This is a genomic window from Rhodobacter sp. NSM, from assembly GCF_052244495.1.
Lineage (GTDB): Bacteria > Pseudomonadota > Alphaproteobacteria > Rhodobacterales > Rhodobacteraceae > Cereibacter_A.
Genome location: NZ_JBQPXH010000008.1, coordinates 138,037 through 153,706, shown reverse-complemented (window position 1 = coordinate 153,706; position 15,670 = coordinate 138,037). Strand labels below are relative to the sequence as shown.

Annotated in this window: 15 protein-coding genes; 5 read left to right on the top strand and 10 right to left on the bottom strand. The window is 69.5% G+C overall.

The window, feature by feature from the left end:
• Window positions 1–45: 45 nt before the first annotated feature.
• A complete protein-coding gene (locus tag ACTVZP_RS15875; protein WP_443213186.1) occupies window positions 46–1,860 on the top strand; it encodes a glycosyltransferase in 1,815 nt (604 codons plus the stop codon).
• Window positions 1,861–1,924: 64 nt separating this feature from the next.
• Here the strand turns inward: ACTVZP_RS15875 and ACTVZP_RS15870 are convergent, their stop codons facing one another.
• Entirely contained in the window at window positions 1,925–2,560 is a 636-nt protein-coding gene (locus tag ACTVZP_RS15870; RefSeq protein WP_443213141.1) for a GntR family transcriptional regulator, read from the bottom strand.
• Window positions 2,561–2,677: 117 nt separating this feature from the next.
• Here ACTVZP_RS15870 and ACTVZP_RS15865 point away from each other — a divergent pair, with 117 nt between their 5' ends.
• From ACTVZP_RS15865 to ACTVZP_RS15855, 3 genes are all read left to right on the top strand, one after another.
• On the top strand, window positions 2,678–3,325 hold the full coding sequence (locus ACTVZP_RS15865; RefSeq protein ID WP_443213140.1) for a pyrimidine 5'-nucleotidase: 648 nt from the start codon (window positions 2,678–2,680) through the stop codon (window positions 3,323–3,325).
• A 79-nt stretch (window positions 3,326–3,404) separates the two neighbouring features.
• Window positions 3,405–3,635 (top strand): hypothetical protein, encoded by a 231-nt coding sequence (locus ACTVZP_RS15860; RefSeq protein WP_443213139.1) that lies wholly within the window; start codon window positions 3,405–3,407, stop codon window positions 3,633–3,635.
• 51 nt (window positions 3,636–3,686) lie between these two features.
• On the top strand, window positions 3,687–4,886 hold the full coding sequence (locus tag ACTVZP_RS15855; RefSeq protein WP_443213138.1) for a UbiH/UbiF family hydroxylase: 1,200 nt from the start codon (window positions 3,687–3,689) through the stop codon (window positions 4,884–4,886).
• Between the two features lie 3 nt (window positions 4,887–4,889).
• Here ACTVZP_RS15855 and ACTVZP_RS15850 read toward each other — a convergent pair whose 3' ends face one another.
• The 3 genes from ACTVZP_RS15850 to ACTVZP_RS15840 form a co-directional block, all read right to left on the bottom strand.
• Window positions 4,890–6,017 carry an aminotransferase class V-fold PLP-dependent enzyme gene (locus tag ACTVZP_RS15850; RefSeq protein WP_443213137.1) on the bottom strand — a complete coding sequence of 376 codons (1,128 nt, stop codon included), beginning with the start codon at window positions 6,015–6,017 and terminating at the stop codon, window positions 4,890–4,892.
• Window positions 6,018–6,329: 312 nt separating this feature from the next.
• On the bottom strand, window positions 6,330–6,788 hold the full coding sequence (locus ACTVZP_RS15845; RefSeq protein ID WP_443213136.1) for an Lrp/AsnC family transcriptional regulator: 459 nt from the start codon (window positions 6,786–6,788) through the stop codon (window positions 6,330–6,332).
• Window positions 6,785–7,240: an Lrp/AsnC family transcriptional regulator gene (locus ACTVZP_RS15840; RefSeq protein ID WP_443213135.1), complete on the bottom strand. Its 456-nt coding sequence runs from the start codon at window positions 7,238–7,240 to the stop codon at window positions 6,785–6,787. The genes ACTVZP_RS15845 and ACTVZP_RS15840 overlap by 4 nt, the downstream gene beginning before the upstream one ends.
• Before the next feature lie 130 nt (window positions 7,241–7,370).
• Here ACTVZP_RS15840 and ilvC point away from each other — a divergent pair, with 130 nt between their 5' ends.
• Window positions 7,371–8,393 (top strand): ketol-acid reductoisomerase, encoded by a 1,023-nt coding sequence (gene ilvC, locus ACTVZP_RS15835; protein ID WP_443213134.1) that lies wholly within the window; start codon window positions 7,371–7,373, stop codon window positions 8,391–8,393.
• Between the two features lie 71 nt (window positions 8,394–8,464).
• On the opposite strand, the gene ACTVZP_RS15830 is transcribed toward ilvC, so the two are convergent.
• The 6 genes from ACTVZP_RS15830 to ACTVZP_RS15805 form a co-directional block, all read right to left on the bottom strand.
• Window positions 8,465–8,683 (bottom strand): hypothetical protein, encoded by a 219-nt coding sequence (locus ACTVZP_RS15830; RefSeq protein ID WP_443213133.1) that lies wholly within the window; start codon window positions 8,681–8,683, stop codon window positions 8,465–8,467.
• A 90-nt stretch (window positions 8,684–8,773) separates the two neighbouring features.
• Window positions 8,774–10,117, bottom strand: a complete 1,344-nt coding sequence (gene glmM / locus ACTVZP_RS15825; RefSeq protein WP_443213132.1) for a phosphoglucosamine mutase — start codon at window positions 10,115–10,117, stop codon at window positions 8,774–8,776.
• Window positions 10,114–11,151, bottom strand: a complete 1,038-nt coding sequence (gene folP / locus ACTVZP_RS15820; protein ID WP_443213131.1) for a dihydropteroate synthase — start codon at window positions 11,149–11,151, stop codon at window positions 10,114–10,116. The genes glmM and folP overlap by 4 nt, the downstream gene beginning before the upstream one ends.
• Window positions 11,152–11,196: 45 nt before the next feature.
• Window positions 11,197–12,099 (bottom strand): dihydroneopterin aldolase, encoded by a 903-nt coding sequence (locus ACTVZP_RS15815; RefSeq protein WP_443213130.1) that lies wholly within the window; start codon window positions 12,097–12,099, stop codon window positions 11,197–11,199.
• A 102-nt stretch (window positions 12,100–12,201) separates the two neighbouring features.
• Window positions 12,202–12,885, bottom strand: coding sequence for a cell wall hydrolase (locus ACTVZP_RS15810; protein WP_443213129.1), 684 nt, complete (start codon window positions 12,883–12,885; stop codon window positions 12,202–12,204).
• Window positions 12,886–13,106: 221 nt separating this feature from the next.
• The gene (locus ACTVZP_RS15805; RefSeq protein WP_443213128.1) at window positions 13,107–15,650 is read right to left on the bottom strand and encodes a putative PEP-binding protein; all 2,544 of its coding nucleotides are present in this window, start codon (window positions 15,648–15,650) and stop codon (window positions 13,107–13,109) included.
• Between the last annotated feature and the right edge of the window lie 20 nt (window positions 15,651–15,670).

Genomic DNA, 15,670 nt, shown 5'->3' with positions numbered 1-15,670 from the left:
CCCCGGCTTCCGCCCGCCCCCGATCCGTCCGAGCCGCTTGGCGTGATGCTCCTGCGCGAAGGCCATGTGGCTCCGCACCGGATCATGGGCGCCCTGGCCCGCAGCGCGCGCGGCGCAACCCGGCTTGCGGACGTGCTGCTTGCCGAAGGCGCGCTGTCGGAGGACGAGATCCTGGCCATAACCGCTCGGCAAGGCGGACTGGCTGTCCTCGACCCGGCTGTCGAGCCGCCCGATCCGAGGCTGATCGACCGGCTCGGGGTGCGCACGTGCCTGCGCGAGACGCTGCTGCCCGTCCATGACCTCGGCGGAGCCGTCCTCGTCGCTGCCGCCTCGCCCGACAGCTTCCTGCGTCATGGCCCGCTCCTTGCCGAGCTTTTCGGCCGGGTAATCCCGATCCTGGCCACCCGCTCGTCGATCGAGACCGCGCTTCACGTCGCCCGCGCCTCCGCCATCGGGGCGGCCGCGGAAACCCGTGTCGCGCCGGAGGAAAGCTGCAGGGGCTGGCGCACGGGTCGGATGACGCGGCTGGCCGTCGCCGCGGGGCTCGCCGTTGCCACAGGTCTCGTGCTCTCGCCGGGCCTCGTGCTGCTCGCCTTCACGTTCTGGGCGCTCCTGGCGATGACGCTGGGTGCGGCGCTGCGCATCGCCACTGCCGCAGCAACGCTGCGCCGCCGCCCGCCGGAACCCGACAGCCTGCCGATCCTCCGCCTGCCCATCGTCTCGGTGATCGTGGCGCTCTACGACGAGGAGGACATCGCCGGCCGCCTCGTCTCGCGGCTGGGACGGATCGACTACCCGCGCGACAAGCTCGAGATCCTGCTGGTGGTCGAAGAGGCCGACCGACGCACGCGCATGGCGCTGCTCGAGGCGCGACTCCCGCCCTGGATGCGGATCGTCATTTCGCCCGCCGGCTCGATCCGCACGAAGCCGCGGGCGCTCAACGTGGCGCTCGACCATTGCCGCGGCTCCATCGTCGGCGTCTACGATGCCGAGGACGCGCCGGAGCCCGACCAGATCCGCCGCGTGGTCGAGGGATTCAGCCGCCGCGGGCCGCAGGTCGCCTGCCTGCAGGGACGGCTCGACTACTACAATCCCCGGACCAACTGGCTCTCGCGCTGCTTCACCATCGAATACGCGGCCTGGTTCCGCCTGATGCTGCCGGGCCTCGACCGGCTCGGGCTCGCGGTTCCGCTCGGCGGGACCACGCTCTTCTTCCGCCGGGCCGCCCTCGAGGACCTGGGCGCCTGGGACGCCCATAATGTGACCGAGGATGCCGACCTCGGCATCCGGCTTGCCCGCCACGGCTACCGCACCGACCTGATCAACACGGTCACGGGAGAGGAAGCAAACTGCCGCGCCCTTCCGTGGATCAAGCAGAGATCGCGCTGGATCAAGGGCTTCATGATGACCTGGGCGGTCCACATGCGCGATCCGGCGCTGCTCTGGCGCCAGCTCGGCGCGTGGCGTTTCGCGGGCTTCCAAGTGATGTTCCTCGGCTCACTGTCGCAGACCCTGCTCGCGCCGGTGCTCTGGTCCTTCTGGCTGCTGGCCTTCGGGTTGAGGCATCCCGTGGTGCCCCTCGTGCCCACGCCGCTGCTCTGGACCATGATCGGGCTCATGATCGGGGCCGAAGGGACGTCGATCGCCATGGGCGTGATCGCGCTGCGCTTCACCCGACACCGCCTAAGCCCGCTGTGGGTGCCGACGATGCACCTCTACAATCCGCTCGCGACGCTGGCCGCCTACAAGGCCTTGTGGGAACTTCTCCGCGCGCCCTTCTACTGGGACAAGACCCGCCACGGCCTCTTCGACGCACCATCCCGCGGGTGGTCGATGCTGCGGCGGGGCGGGACCGGGTGAAGCTCCGGGCGCTTGCCGTCCCGGCGCCCGGCCAGCCGCACCCCCCGCATCCTCCGGCGCGGCCTTACCGCATCCGCAATTCGCCCGCATCGACGCGGAGCCGCGTTTCGAAGGCTTTCGAGATGTGGTTGCGCAGCGCGGAATAGGCGGCCTCTCCGTCCCGCTCCTCAATGGCGTGGACGATCTGCTCGTGCTCGGCGATCGCCACCTCGTCGCGCCCCTCCGCCGCGAAGGAGGTCGTCGCCATCAGGGCCATCGACCTGTGCACGAGGTCAAGCTGCTGCACGAGGAAGCGGTTGTGCGAGGCGAGATGGATCTGCTTGTGGAACCGCTTGTTGGCCCGCGAAAGCGCCCGCGGATCGCCGCCGAGCAGCGCCCGGTCGTCCTCGACCATGCCGCGCAGCACCCGGATCTCCTCCTCGGTCGCATGGCGCGCCGCAAGCCGCGCGGCCAGTCCCTCAAGCTCGGTCCGCACCACGTAAAGTTCCGCCAGCTGGTTGTGGTCGAGCGAGGCGACGATCAGGCTGCGTCCGTCCCGCGTCAGCATCGACTGCGTCTCGAGCCGCTGCAGCGCCTCGCGAACCGGGGTGCGCGACACGCCCAGCCGCTCGGCGAGTTCGGATTCGACCAGACGATCGCCGGGCTTGTAGACGCCTCCCTCGATGGCCTCGAGGATCAACGTATAGGCATCTTTCTGCACGACGACGCGACCCCTTTCACAGCAACCCGACGGACCGGCGCGACGTTAGCCGCGAGCGGCGGCGCAGATCAACGGCAAACCGTTGCGCCGTCGCGGAACGGGGCGTAGCGTCCGCCCATGGTGGCCGATCGCTTCTCGCATGTCCGGGGTTGGGTCTTCGACCTCGACAACACGCTCTATCCTCCCTCTGCGCGGCTCTTCGACCAGATCGAGCGGCGCATGACGGACTGGGTGATGACGGAGCTGAGGGTGGTGCGCGCCGAGGCCGACCGGCTGCGGCGCCACTACTGGTCGACCTATGGCACGACTCTCGCCGGACTCATGGCCGAGCACGGGGTGGATCCCGCGCCCTACCTCAGCCATGTCCACGACATCTCGCTCGACCATCTCGAACGCGACATGATCCTGGCCGCCCGCATCCGCGCCCTCCCCGGGCGCAAGATCGTCTACACCAACGGCTGCGCCCCCTACGCCGAGCGCGTGCTCGAGGCACGCGGGCTCGCAAACCTCTTCGACGCGGTCTACGGGGTCGAACACGCAGGCTTCCGCCCGAAGCCCGAGCGCGCGGCCTTCGAGACCGTCTTCGCCGCGGACCGGCTCGCGCCAGAGGCCGCGGCGATGTTCGAGGATGATTCGCGCAATCTCGTCGAGCCCCATGCGATGGGAATGCGCACGGTGCACGTCGCCCCAGAGGCGCTGCCTGCGCCGCACATCCACCACCACACGCTCGATCTCTCGGATTTTCTGGCGCTTCTGCAGCCGTGAAGCGGCCAACGTGGCAAAATGCCCTAGCCACATGACCGAAATGCGACTATCTGTCCGGCGTAGTTAACGGAGATCCTGCATGAACGCTTACGCCGACATCACCGACCTGCCGAACCACGTCATTCCGCCGACGGAACGCTACACGCGCAAGACGGGTCGCGGCGACCTCGTCCTCTTCGCCTTTGCCGCGGCGCTCATATCGATCGTGGCTGTCGGCACCTGGGCCTTCGGCCCGGTCATGCTCGGGCTCACGGCGCTCTTCTTTGTGCCGGTGATGTTGGGCATTATCGTGATGATCACGCTGGGCTGATCTGGACGACCCGCGCCCGGGCCTCTAGCTTCCCCGGAAACGGAGGGAACCATGGCCCGGATCGCAACCGACATTCTCGTCTCCGGCGGAGGAGTCGCCGGCCTCACGGCCGCCGCCGCCTTCGCATCGGCCGGCTGGTCCGTGATCTGTGTCGATCCCCAGCCCCCCGTGACCTCGGCCGAGGCCGAGGGGGCCGACCTGCGCTCGACCGCGCTCTTGCAGCCCTCGATCCCTCTCCTGCAAGCCGCGGGCCTCTGGCCCCGCCTCGCGCCTCATGCCGCGCCCTTGCAGGTCATGCGCATCGTCGATGCGGGTGGCCCGGTGCCAGAGCCTCGCGTGGTGAAGGATTTCGACGCGGCCGACATCTCGGAGCAGCCCTTCGGCTGGAACCTCCCGAACTGGCTCCTGCGGCGCGAGATGGTGGCGCATCTGAAGACCCTGAAGCGCGTCGACTTCCGCCCGGGCGTTGCCACGAAGGCCGTCCTCACCCGCGAGAGCGAGGCGCTGGTCACGCTCTCCGACGGCACCCGCGTCTCGGCGAGGCTGCTGGTCGGGGCGGACGGGCGCAACTCGCCGGTGCGCGAGGCGCTGGGCATCGGCGTCCGCACGACGCGTTACGGGCAGAAGGCTCTGGCCTTCACCGTGACCCATCCCATTCCGCACGGGAATGTCTCGACCGAAATCCACCGCTCCGGCGGGCCCTTCACGCTCGTCCCCCTGCCCGACACCGGAGGGCGGCCCGCCTCGGCCATCGTCTGGATGGAGCGCGGCGAGGAGGCGCTGCGGCTGAAGGGGCTGCCGCGCGAGGCGTTCGAGGACGAGATGACGACGCGTTCCTGCGGGCTGCTCGGTCCGCTCACGCTCGCCTCGCAGGTCAACGTCTGGCCAATCATCAGCCAGGTGGCCGAACGCATGTCGGGCGAGCGCACGGCCCTGATGGCCGAGGCCGCCCATGTCATGCCGCCCATCGGGGCGCAGGGCCTGAACATGAGCCTCGCCGACCTCCGCGCCCTGCTGGAGCTTGCCGCCGACAACCGCGACGGCCTTGGCGGACCCACGATGCTCGACGCCTACCACCGCCGCCGGCACTGGGAGGTGCAGGCACGCATCCTCGGCATCGACCTGCTGAACCGTGCCTCGATGGCCGGCGATCCGGCCTGGCGTGACCTGCGGGCGAAGCTGCTCGACGCGCTCTACGGCTCGGCGCCGGTGCGCCGCACGCTGATGCGCGCGGGCCTCGGCGTCGCCTGAGCCTCAGATCACCCGGTCGACCACGGCCTTCAGCCGCGCCACCGTCCCATCCACGTCCGCCAGCTTGTCGAGCCCGAAGAGGCCGAGCCGGAAGGTGCGGAACTCCGCCCCCTCGCCGACCTGAAGCGGCACGCCCGCCGCGATCTGCATGCCCTCGGCCAGGAACTTCCGCCCGCTCTGCACCTCGGGATCCTCGGTGTAGCTGACGACCACGCCCGGCGCGGCGAAGCCCTCGGCCGCGACCGAGACCACACCCTTCTCCGCCAGCAGGGCGCGCACCTCGCGCCCGAGGCGCCACTGCGCCGCCTTTACCGTGTCAAATCCCAGCGCCTTGGTCTCGGCCATGGCGTCGCGGAAGCCCAGCAGCGCATCGGTCGGCATCGTAGTGTGATAGGCATGCCCGCCGCCTTCATAGGCCGCCATGATCGCGCGCCACTTCTTCAGATCCATCGCGAAGCTGTTCGAGGTTGTCGCCTCCAGCCGCTCCGCCGCCCGCGCCGAGAGCATCACAAGCCCCGCGGCCGGCGAGGCCGACCAGCCCTTCTGCGGCGCCGAAATCAGCACGTCGACGCCGGTCGCGGCCATGTCAACCCAGATGCAGCCCGAGGCGATGCAGTCGAGCACCATCAGCGCCCCCGCCTTATGCGCCGCTTCCGCCATCCGCGTGATGTAGTCGTCGGGCAGGATGATCCCGGCCGAGGTCTCGACATGGGGTGCGAAGACGACGTCGGGCTTCACCTCGGCGATCTTCGCCTCCACCTCCTCGATCGGCGGCGGCGCGAAGGGCGCGCGCGCCCCGTTGCCCGAGGCCCGCGCCATCACCACCGTCTGCCCGGCCGCGAAGCCGCCCGCCTCGAGGATCTGCGTCCAGCGGTAGGAGAACCAGCCGTTCCGCACCACCAGCGCCTGCGCGCCGGTCGCGAATTGCCGCGCCACCGCCTCCATGGCGAAGGTGCCACCGCCGGGCACCACCGCCACCGCCTCCGCGGCATAGACCTCGCGCAGCATGCCCGAGATGTCGCGCATCACCTGCTGGAATTTCGCGGACATGTGGTTCAGGGAGCGGTCCGTGAAGACCACGGAAAATTCCATCAGGCCATCGGGATCGACATCCGGGCGCAGCGCGGGCATGGGCAGGCTCCTTCCTTGTTACCCGACAGATAGCGCTCGCCGCCAGCCCCGCGCCACCCGAAAAACGTCGCAGTCGCTGGTCACCCGATCGGCCTCCTCCCCATTCCGGCAGGCTGCAGGCCACGGCGGGCGGGCGATCGCAACAGCCTCCGCAGAACGTCCCCGGCCCGCCAAGCTTGGCTGCGACCCGGCAGGGCTTCACGCGGGCGCGGCGCCAGTCCTCCGGCGCCGTCACCCGGCAATACTCCCCCGTTCTTCACTCTGCCCAGATGTCCTCGGGGGTCCGGGGGCAGACAGCCCCCGGCCTCTTCGCTAGCCGAGCGGCCCGATGCGACGCTCCTCGGTCAGCAGCACGTTCGCCTCGACCTGGCCCACCCCCGGCAGCGTCATGATCCGCCGCCTGAGCACCCGCTCGAAATCCGCGATGTCGCGGGCCACCACCCGCAACCGGTAGTCGAAGAGGCCCAGCACATGCTGCACCACCTGCACCTCCGGGATCGCCGTCACCGCACGCTCGAAATCCTCGAGGCTGACGCGCCCCTTGGTCGCGAGCTTGACGCCAAGGAAGACGGTCACGCCGAATCCCAGGGCCTCGCGGTCCACCTCGAGCCGGCGCCCGGCAATCACGCCCGCCTCCTCGAGCCGCCGGATCCGCCGCCAGGCCGCCGGCTGCGACAGGCCGAAACGGCGCCCGAGCGCGCCCGCGCTTTGCGTGGCGTCCTCGGCCAGGGCGCGCAGAAGGGCGCGGTCGGTGTCGTCGAGGTCGATCACAGCGGCAGCGCCTCCGCCTCGCGGATGGTGGCGACCAGCATCAGGGCCTCGATGTCCGCGATATGGGGCAGCGTGAGGATGCGGGCACGGTAGAGTTCCTGGTAGTGCTTCATGTCGCGGGCGATCACGTTCAGCCGCACATCGACCCGGCCGAGGAAGGTCTCGATCCCGATCACCTCGGGCACCAGCCGCGCCGCGGCAAGGAATTCGTCAAAGGCGCGCGGATCGGTCTTGTCCAGCGTGAAGCGCAACGAGACCTCCACCGAGTAGCCCAGCTTCCGCCAGTCGATCACCACCTGCCGCGCCCCGATCACGCCCCGCTCCGACAACCGCTCCAGCCGCCGCCAGCAGGTGGCGGTGGTCAGGCCCGCGCGCTCGGCAAGATCCGCCGTGGCCAGCGACGGCTCGGCCAGCAGGTGGCGCAACAGGCGGCGGTCGGTGTCGTCGAGCATGATCTTTTCACGATAGGCGGCTTCTGCGCATGACCTTTGCCAGATCGAGCCAGGATCGTCAAACTTTGCAGCCGCTCTCGCCCCCCACGTCCCTATGGTGCGCAACAGTTCATCACGGAAGGAGCGCCCCATGCGCGTCTATTACGATCGCGACTGCGACATCAACCTGATCAAGGACAAGAAGGTCGCCATCCTCGGCTATGGCAGCCAGGGCCACGCCCATGCGCTGAACCTGCGCGACTCGGGTGCGAAGAACGTGGTCGTGGCGCTCCGCGAGGGCTCGCCCTCGGCCAAGAAGGCCGAGGCCGAGGGCCTGAAGGTCATGGGCATCGCCGAGGCCGCCGCCTGGTGCGACCTGATCATGTTCACCATGCCCGACGAGCTGCAGGCCGAGACCTACAAGAAATACGTCCACGACAACCTGAAGGAAGGCGCGGCGATTGCCTTCGCCCACGGCCTGAACGTGCACTTCGGCCTGATCGAGCCGAAGCCGGGCGTCGACGTCATCATGATGGCGCCGAAGGGCCCGGGCCACACCGTCCGCGGCGAATACGTGAAGGGCGGCGGCGTGCCCTGCCTCGTGGCTGTCCACAACGACGCGACCGGCAAGGCGATGGAGATCGGCCTTTCCTACTGCTCGGCCATCGGCGGCGGCCGCTCGGGCATCATCGAGACCAATTTCCGTCAGGAATGCGAAACCGACCTGTTCGGCGAGCAGGCGGTTCTCTGCGGCGGCCTCGTGGAACTGATCCGCATGGGCTTCGAGACGCTGGTGGAAGCCGGCTACGAGCCCGAGATGGCCTATTTCGAGTGCCTCCACGAGGTGAAGCTGATCGTGGACCTGATCTACGAAGGCGGCATCGCGAACATGAACTACTCGATCTCGAACACCGCCGAATACGGCGAGTACGTCTCGGGTCCGCGCATCCTGCCCTATGACGAGACGAAGGCCCGGATGAAGGCGGTCCTCCGCGACATCCAGACCGGCAAGTTCGTGCGCGACTTCATGCAGGAGAACGCCGTCGGCCAGCCGTTCTTCAAGGCGACCCGCCGCATCAACGACGAGCACCAGATCGAGAAGGTCGGCGAGAAACTGCGCGGCATGATGCCCTGGATCTCGAAGGGCAAGATGGTCGACCGCGCCCGCAACTGATCCTGACCGGACCCGAAGACAGGAAAGGCGCCCCGAGGGGCGCCTTTTTTCGTTGAGCCCGTTTCAGGCGATCACTCCAGAACCGGCTCGGCTCCCGGCTTGGCGTCGGTCGGGCCGTCCTTGCGCAGGAAAGCGACGCCCCCCTGCGGTCCGTCCTTGGCCAGTGTCGACTTCGGTGCGTTGGGGTCGTGGCGGCGCGCCTCGACACGGTCCTTGCTGACGAGGGCGAAGATGATGCCGCAGAGCAGCGTGAACAAGAAAAGGAACGGGACGATCCAGGCGAAGTCCATCGGCGTCTCCTTGCAGTGTGAGGCTGGAGAGCGGGTTCGCCACCCTCCGCGGTTCCTCGACAATGCGCCGGGATGCGCGTTGTTCCCGCCTTACGCTGCGTCGTTGACTGCAGCGACGATGCCGTCCACCACGTCGCGCAGCAGGGCTTCGTCCTCGCATTCGGCCATGACCCGGATCAGCGGCTCGGTCCCCGACTTGCGGATCAGAAGCCTCCCCGCCCCGTTCAGCCGCACCTCGGCGTCACGGATCACCGCCTGCACCCGCGGTGCCTTCAGCGGCTCCTGCCCGGCCTCGTAGCGGACGTTCTTCAGAAGCTGCGGTACGGTCTCGAAACTGCGGGCGAGGTCCGAGGCACGCTGCCCGGTCTGCGCCATCGCCGCGAGAAACTGCAGGCCGGCCAGCAGCCCGTCGCCGGTGGTGGCGAAGTCGGTCATCACGATATGGCCCGATTGCTCGCCCCCGAGGTTCCATCCTCCCTTGCGCATCGCCTCGACGACGTAGCGGTCGCCCACCGGCGTCCGCTCGAGCCGCAGGCCGCGCCCCGACAGGAACCGTTCGAGCCCGAGGTTCGACATCACGGTGGCGACGAGGGTTCCGTCGCGCAGCCGACCCTCCTCGGCCCAGCGGGCGGCGAAGAGCGCCATGATCTGGTCGCCGTCCGCCTCGCGCCCCGTCTCGTCGAGGATGATGACGCGGTCTGCGTCGCCGTCGAGGCAGATGCCGACATCCGCGCCGTGGCTCACCACCGCCTCGGCCGCGGTCTGGGTATGGGTCGAGCCGCAGCGCAGGTTGATGTTGGTGCCGTTCGGCTGAACGCCCACCGCGACGACCTCGGCCCCGAGTTCCCAGAGCACCTCGGGCGCTGCGCGATAGGCGGCGCCGTTGGCGCAGTCGATCACCACCTTCAGCCCGTCGAGCCTGAGCCCCGATGGGAACGTCGTCTTGCAATATTCCTGATAGCGCCCGCGGCCATCCTCGATCCGCTTGGCGCGGCCGATGTTGCCGGGCTGCGCCGGCTGGATCTCGCCCGCGAGGATCGTCTCGATCTCGGCCTCGGCCTCGTCCGAGAGCTTGAAGCCGTCCGGACCGAAGAACTTGATGCCGTTGTCCTCGTGCGGGTTGTGGCTGGCCGAGATCATCACGCCGAGATCCGCCCGCATCGAGCGGGTGAGGAAGCCGACGGCCGGCGTCGGCACCGGGCCCAGCAGCAGCACGTTCATGCCGGTCGATGTGAGGCCCGCCGTCAGCGCGTTCTCGAGCATGTAGCCCGACAGCCGCGTGTCCTTGCCGATCACCACCCGGGGCGAGCCCGCGCCCACCGGGCGGAAGTAGCGTCCCGCCGCCGCACCGAGCCTCAGCGCCATCTCGGCGGTCATCGGATGGGTGTTCGCCTTGCCGCGCACCCCGTCGGTGCCGAAGAGCTTCCTCGTCATGCCTGCCTCCGTTCTCCCGCGGTCTCTGCCGCCTCGCGTGTGACTGCCTGCCACAGAACCAGTGCCTGCCGTGTCTCGCGCACGTCGTGCACCCGTAGAATCTGCGCTCCTTGCGCCGCTCCGGCAAGCGCGACGGCGATGGACCCGGCGATCCGCCGGTCGGCCACGGGTTCCCCCGAAAGGGTGCCGATGAAACGCTTGCGCGACGCTCCGAGCAGGATCGGACAGCCGAGCCCGTGGAAGAGCGACAGCCGGCGCAGGAGGGCCAGGTTGTGCCCGGCCGTCTTGCCGAAGCCGATGCCGGGATCCGTCACGATCCGCGCCTTCGGGATGCCGGCCGCCTCGGCGGCGGCGATCCGCTCGGCCAGCCAGTCGTAGACGTCGAGCAGCACGTCCTCGTAGTGCGGATCGTCCTGCATCGTCTGCGGGGTGCCCTGCGCATGCATGAGGCAGACGGGCGCCTGCCGGTCGGCCACCACCCCGGCGAGGCCCATGTCCCATGTCAGGGCGGCGACATCGTTGACCAGATCGGCCCCGGCCTTCAGCGCGGCCTCGGCCACGGCGGCCTTGCGCGTGTCGATCGACACCGGCGTCTCCAGACCCTGCCCCCGCAGCATCTCGATCACCGGGACCGTCCGGCGGATCTCCTCGGCAGGGTCGACCTCGGCCGCGCCGGGCCGCGTGCTCTCGCCGCCGATGTCCAGCATGTCGGCACCGTCGGCCACAAGCCTCTGCGCCTGCGCGAGCGCCTCCGGCAGGGCGGCAAAGCGCCCACCGTCCGAGAAGCTGTCCGGCGTCACGTTGAGGATCCCCATGATCTGCGGCCGGTCCATCGGCAGCCCCGCAACGGGTTCTCGCGGCGCAGTCAGCGGGGCCAGTGCCGCAGCGTCGAGTTCAGCGGCGGGAATGATCTCCGGCGCGCGACCGCGCTCGAGACACTCGACCCGGTCGAAGAACAGCGGGCCGCCGGCGAGGGGCAGCGCATCCGGGGGACGTGCGGCATCGGCAATGGGGATCGGACGGAAATAGGTCATCCGACGTTCATGCGACCGGTCGTCTTCCTGCGCAAGAGGCCGCGGTCAGGCGCGTTCGAGCGGCACGCGGCTTCCTGCCGGAAGTGTCACATCGCCGTGAACGACGAGCCGGTCGGCCGCCAGCATCTCGGCAAGCCAGAGCGCCAGCGCCACGGGATCGCGAGAGTTGGGGCCGTCCACCGCATCCAGCACCAGCTTCGAGGGCGCCCAGACGATGGTCTGCCCGCGGCGCATCGCCCAGTCGATCTCGGTTCGCGTCGCGACCACGACGCAGCGCGGATCGCGGGCCGCCAGTGCCCAGGCATTCTGCTCGATGGCAAGGAGGTCGATCCGTCGCTGCGTCGGGCGATGGTGCGTCTCGGGCCGCGGCTCGTCGGGCAGGCCCACGGCCAGCACCAGCGGCAGGCCTCGCGCCTCGAGCGCATCGAGCCGCGCGGGCAGGTCGGGCGCCGCGATGGCCTCATTGTCGAGGAAAACCACCAGCGGATGCACCGCCTCGCCGCCCTCGGCCGTCCGCCTGAGCGGCGCCTCGGCGCGCGAGCGCACGATCTCGACGCCGAGCGCTCCGGGCCCCCGGTCGAGCTTCTCGATGCGCACGAACACCCGCATCGCCTGCGGCTCGGCGAGGATACGTTCGGCGATGCGAGCGGCGAGGGTCTCGAGCAGGTTCAGCCGCTCGGCCGAGAGCTCGGCCGCGATGGCCTCGGTAATCCGGTCATAGGAAAGGATGCGGTCCACGTCGTCCTGCAGCGGCGCAGGATGTGGCCGGACCTCGACCACCACGTTGAAGCGCACGCGCTGCCGGGTGCCGCGTTCCTGCTGGAAGGCGCCGATCTCGACCTCGGCCACATGGTCGCGCAGACTGATCCGATCGCGAGGCGCGGCGCCGGCCGAAGCCTCGGCCCGTTCCTCGGGGTGGGCGAAGGCGAGGCGGATGTCGTTGGTCAAGGCGGCCTCCCGGCGTCAGCTCCCGGGAAGGATAGCCCCGGCACCGATCCCGCCTAGCCCGAAGGCGGCAGGCGAGGCAAGGCTTGCGACAGGAGCGAGACCTCAGGAGCCGCCCGGCTGGCGATAGAACAGGTGCCCGCCGATGGTCGCCGTCCGGGGGAAGCGATGCGCCCAGCCCGGCCGCACCGCGCGGGTATGGAAATGCGTGGCCCCCTGCGTGAGCTGACGCGGCGCGCCCGCCAGCATCAGCGCCGCAATCTTGCCGGCGCGCTGGAAGGCCCCCTTCTCGTGGATCGTCTCCGGCTTGCCGTCGAACGTGTAGGAGAACTGGCCGCCCTGATGCACCACCCCGCAGATCGACCCCGGATAGCCCGGACGGTCGACCCGGTTCATGATGACTTCGGCCACCGCGAACTGTCCCTGGATCGACTCGCCCCGCGCCTCGAAATAGAGGGCCGTGGCCAGGCATTTCCATTCGTCCGACCCTTTGGCGGCCACGGGCTGCGAGGCAAGCCAATCCTCGTCGTAGCGCAGCGCCGGCTTCTCGACGGATTTCCGCAACCGCGGCGACTTCTCGGGCCGCACTACGGCCGTCGCCACCTGTTCGAGCCTGTGCGCGGGGACGGTGCCAAGGGCATTCCGCTCGGCACCGAGGAGGGCCGAAAGCTGTCCGCCAAGGTTGGCGGTCGGATCGTTGGACTGGCTCACCGTCACATCGGCGAAGGCCGCCCCGCTCAGAAGCGTCAGCGCCACGGCGCTGCGCATCCAGACATGAAGCACGCTCATTTACTCTGTTCCCGGTCGTTGGCCGCTTCGCGCCGGGAGCAGGCGGCCCAGACCCGACCTGCACGAAGCCGGGAATGGGCTACCCAAGTTCTTTACGGTGAGTCCAGCCGTGTGGCTTTTTCGCAACGATCAGAAAAGCAGCATTTGCGCGGGATTTCGCTCATGTTGCAGTCACGCAACTGCGACAAATCTACACAAATACGACGTTAACCAGTTGATTTTCAGCGTTTTGCTTCGCCCCGCTCCCGGATCGCAAGATGAGCGGCAGCCAGCCGAGCCAGCGGGACGCGATAGGGCGAGCAGGACACGTAGTCGAAGCCCGCGCGTCGGCAGAACTCAATCGATTCGGGATCGCCGCCGTGCTCGCCGCAGATCGAGACCACCAGATCCGGCCGTGTCTTCCGCCCGCGCTCGGCGCCGATCAGCAGCAACTCGCCCACCCCGTCGACATCGAGAATGTGGAACGGATCCTCGGGAAAGACCCCGCTCTGGACATAGGTGTTCATGAAGCGGCCCGCATCGTCGCGGGAGAGCCCGTAGGTCATCTGCGTGAGGTCATTGGTCCCGAAAGAGAGGAAGGCTGCGTGCTGTGCGATCTCGCCGGCCCGCAAGGCGGCGCGTGGCGTCTCGACCATCACCCCCAGCCGGTAGGTGAAGTCGCGGCCGTACTTCGTATGGACCGCCGCCGCCACCGCGTCGATCCGGGTCTTGACCAGTTCGACCTCGCGCCGGGCCGAGACGAGCGGGATCATGATCTCGGGCACCACCGGATCGCCACGCCCGGCGACCTCGAGCGTCGCCTCGAAGATCGCCTGCGCCTGCATGTCGTAGATCTCGGGGATGGCCACACCCAGCCGCACGCCCCGCATGCCCAGCATCGGGTTGAACTCGGCCATGGCCTCGACACGCCGCGTCACCTCGGACAGCGGCCGGTCGAGCGCCTCGGCCAGTTCCAGCATGCCTTCGCGCGAATGGGGCAGGAATTCGTGCAGCGGCGGGTCGAGCAGCCGGATGCAGACCGGATGGCCCTGCATGATCTCGAAGAGCTGCACGAAATCGGCGCGCTGCATCGGCAGGAGCCGCGCCAGCGCCGCCGCCCGGTCGGTCGCGCTGTCGGCGAAGATCATCTCGCGCATCACGACGAGCCGGTCGTCGGTGAAGAACATGTGCTCGGTGCGGCAGAGGCCGATGCCCTGCGCCTCGAACTGCCGCGCGACCAGCGCGTCCGCGGGCGTGTCGGCATTGGCGCGCACGCCGATGTCGCGCATCTCGTCAGCCCAGGAAAGAAGCTTGCGGAAGCAGCTGTCGAGCGCAGGCGCGAGCATGGCAGCCTCGCCCGCCAGGGCCTCGCCCGCGGTGCCGTCCACGGTGATGATGTCGCCCTCGCGGAAGAGGCGGCCGTCGGGCGCCACGAGGCGGCGTTCGCGGGCGTCGAGCCGGATGTCCGAGGCGCCGACGACGCAGGGCACGCCGAGGCCGCGCGCGATGACCGCCGCGTGGCTGGTCACGCCGCCGCGCTCGGTGAGCACGCCCGCCGCGCAGTTCATGCCGCGGATGTCCTCGGGCGAGGTCTCGCGCCGGACGAGGATACAGGGCTCGCCCCGGGCGGCCGACGCCTGCGCCGCCTGTGACGAGAAGACGATCCGCCCGACCGCGGCGCCGGGGCTGGCCGCGATGCCGCGGGCGAAGCGGTCGCGCCGCCCGCGCGGATCGACCTGCGGATGAAGAAGCTCGGACAGCGCCCGCGGCTCGACCCGAAGGAGCGCCTCGGCGCGGGTGATGACCTGGTCCTCGGCCAGCGCCACGGCGATGCGCAGCCCCGCGCGCGACGACCGCTGCACCTTCACCGCATCGAGCACCGCAAGGCGGCTGTCCTCGATGGTGAACTCGATCTGCATCTCCTCGCGCAGGCGCGCGCGGCAGACCGAACCGTGGCGGCAGAGCGCCGCGAAGATCTCGGGCGCGCGTTCCTCGAGCGAGGGGCCTCGCGGATCCTGCGTGAGATAGAGCGTTTCAGCCTTGCCGTGCCAGGCGCGCGAGCGGTTGAAGAAGCGCCCCGTCACCTGCGGCGCGCCGGTGGCGGGATCCACGAACTGGATCACGCCCGAGCCGGAGATCCCCTGCCCCAGATCCTGCGCCATCTCCTGCACGACGAGGCCGAGCCGCGCATCCGCAGGCGCGCCCTTCGCCTGCCGGAGAAGCCGCGCCGTCGTCCCCTCCCAGGCCCGCGCCATCGAGCGCAACACCTCGGAGAGCTGCTGCGCAGGATCCTGCGGGAAGGGCTCCTCCATCTCGTCGGCCCAGGCGTGGAGCGCGGACCGCAGCGCCTCGGAGGAAGTGCCGCCGGTCTCGAACATCTCGGGATCGAGGCGGGCGACGTGGATCGCATAGCTCTGGATGAAGCCGAGGTAGATCGCGTCCGCCGCCTCCTCGCCGTGGATCCGGGCGAGGGCCGCGTGGCGGGCCGCGTTCATGCCGATGTTGAGAACGGTCGCGGGGCCGCCCCAGTCGGGATGCTCGGGGCTCGGCCGGACCGAAACGAGAGGGGTAGGGCCGAAATCGGCGAGGATGGCCGCGCAATCGACAGGATGGCCTGCCGCGATGGCGCGCACTGTGGTGGCGGGCAGCGCGACCGTCACGGGCACGGGCAGGTCGAGCCGGACAAGCCGCTGCAGGCACTTGGCGCGGAAGCCATGCGTCTTCAGGCTGATCGCCGCGGTCGGCGTGATACGGTCGAAGTCGCTGATGGGCTCGATTTTCTGCACTGCGGCGCTCCCTTCAGGGC

What these genes read in the sequence shown, in the direction of transcription:
- ACTVZP_RS15875 (WP_443213186.1), top strand. Translation starts at nt 46, where the DNA reads ATGCTCCTGCGCGAAGGCCATGTGGCTCCGCACCGGATCATGGGCGCC.
- ACTVZP_RS15865 (WP_443213140.1), top strand. Translation starts at nt 2,678, where the DNA reads ATGGTGGCCGATCGCTTCTCGCATGTCCGGGGTTGGGTCTTCGACCTC.
- ACTVZP_RS15860 (WP_443213139.1), top strand. Translation starts at nt 3,405, where the DNA reads ATGAACGCTTACGCCGACATCACCGACCTGCCGAACCACGTCATTCCG.
- ACTVZP_RS15855 (WP_443213138.1), top strand. Translation starts at nt 3,687, where the DNA reads ATGGCCCGGATCGCAACCGACATTCTCGTCTCCGGCGGAGGAGTCGCC.
- ACTVZP_RS15850 (WP_443213137.1), bottom strand. Translation starts at nt 6,017, where the DNA reads ATGCCCGCGCTGCGCCCGGATGTCGATCCCGATGGCCTGATGGAATTT.
- ACTVZP_RS15840 (WP_443213135.1), bottom strand. Translation starts at nt 7,240, where the DNA reads ATGCTCGACGACACCGACCGCCGCCTGTTGCGCCACCTGCTGGCCGAG.
- ilvC (WP_443213134.1), top strand. Translation starts at nt 7,371, where the DNA reads ATGCGCGTCTATTACGATCGCGACTGCGACATCAACCTGATCAAGGAC.
- ACTVZP_RS15830 (WP_443213133.1), bottom strand. Translation starts at nt 8,683, where the DNA reads ATGGACTTCGCCTGGATCGTCCCGTTCCTTTTCTTGTTCACGCTGCTC.
- glmM (WP_443213132.1), bottom strand. Translation starts at nt 10,117, where the DNA reads ATGACGAGGAAGCTCTTCGGCACCGACGGGGTGCGCGGCAAGGCGAAC.
- folP (WP_443213131.1), bottom strand. Translation starts at nt 11,151, where the DNA reads ATGACCTATTTCCGTCCGATCCCCATTGCCGATGCCGCACGTCCCCCG.
- ACTVZP_RS15810 (WP_443213129.1), bottom strand. Translation starts at nt 12,885, where the DNA reads ATGAGCGTGCTTCATGTCTGGATGCGCAGCGCCGTGGCGCTGACGCTT.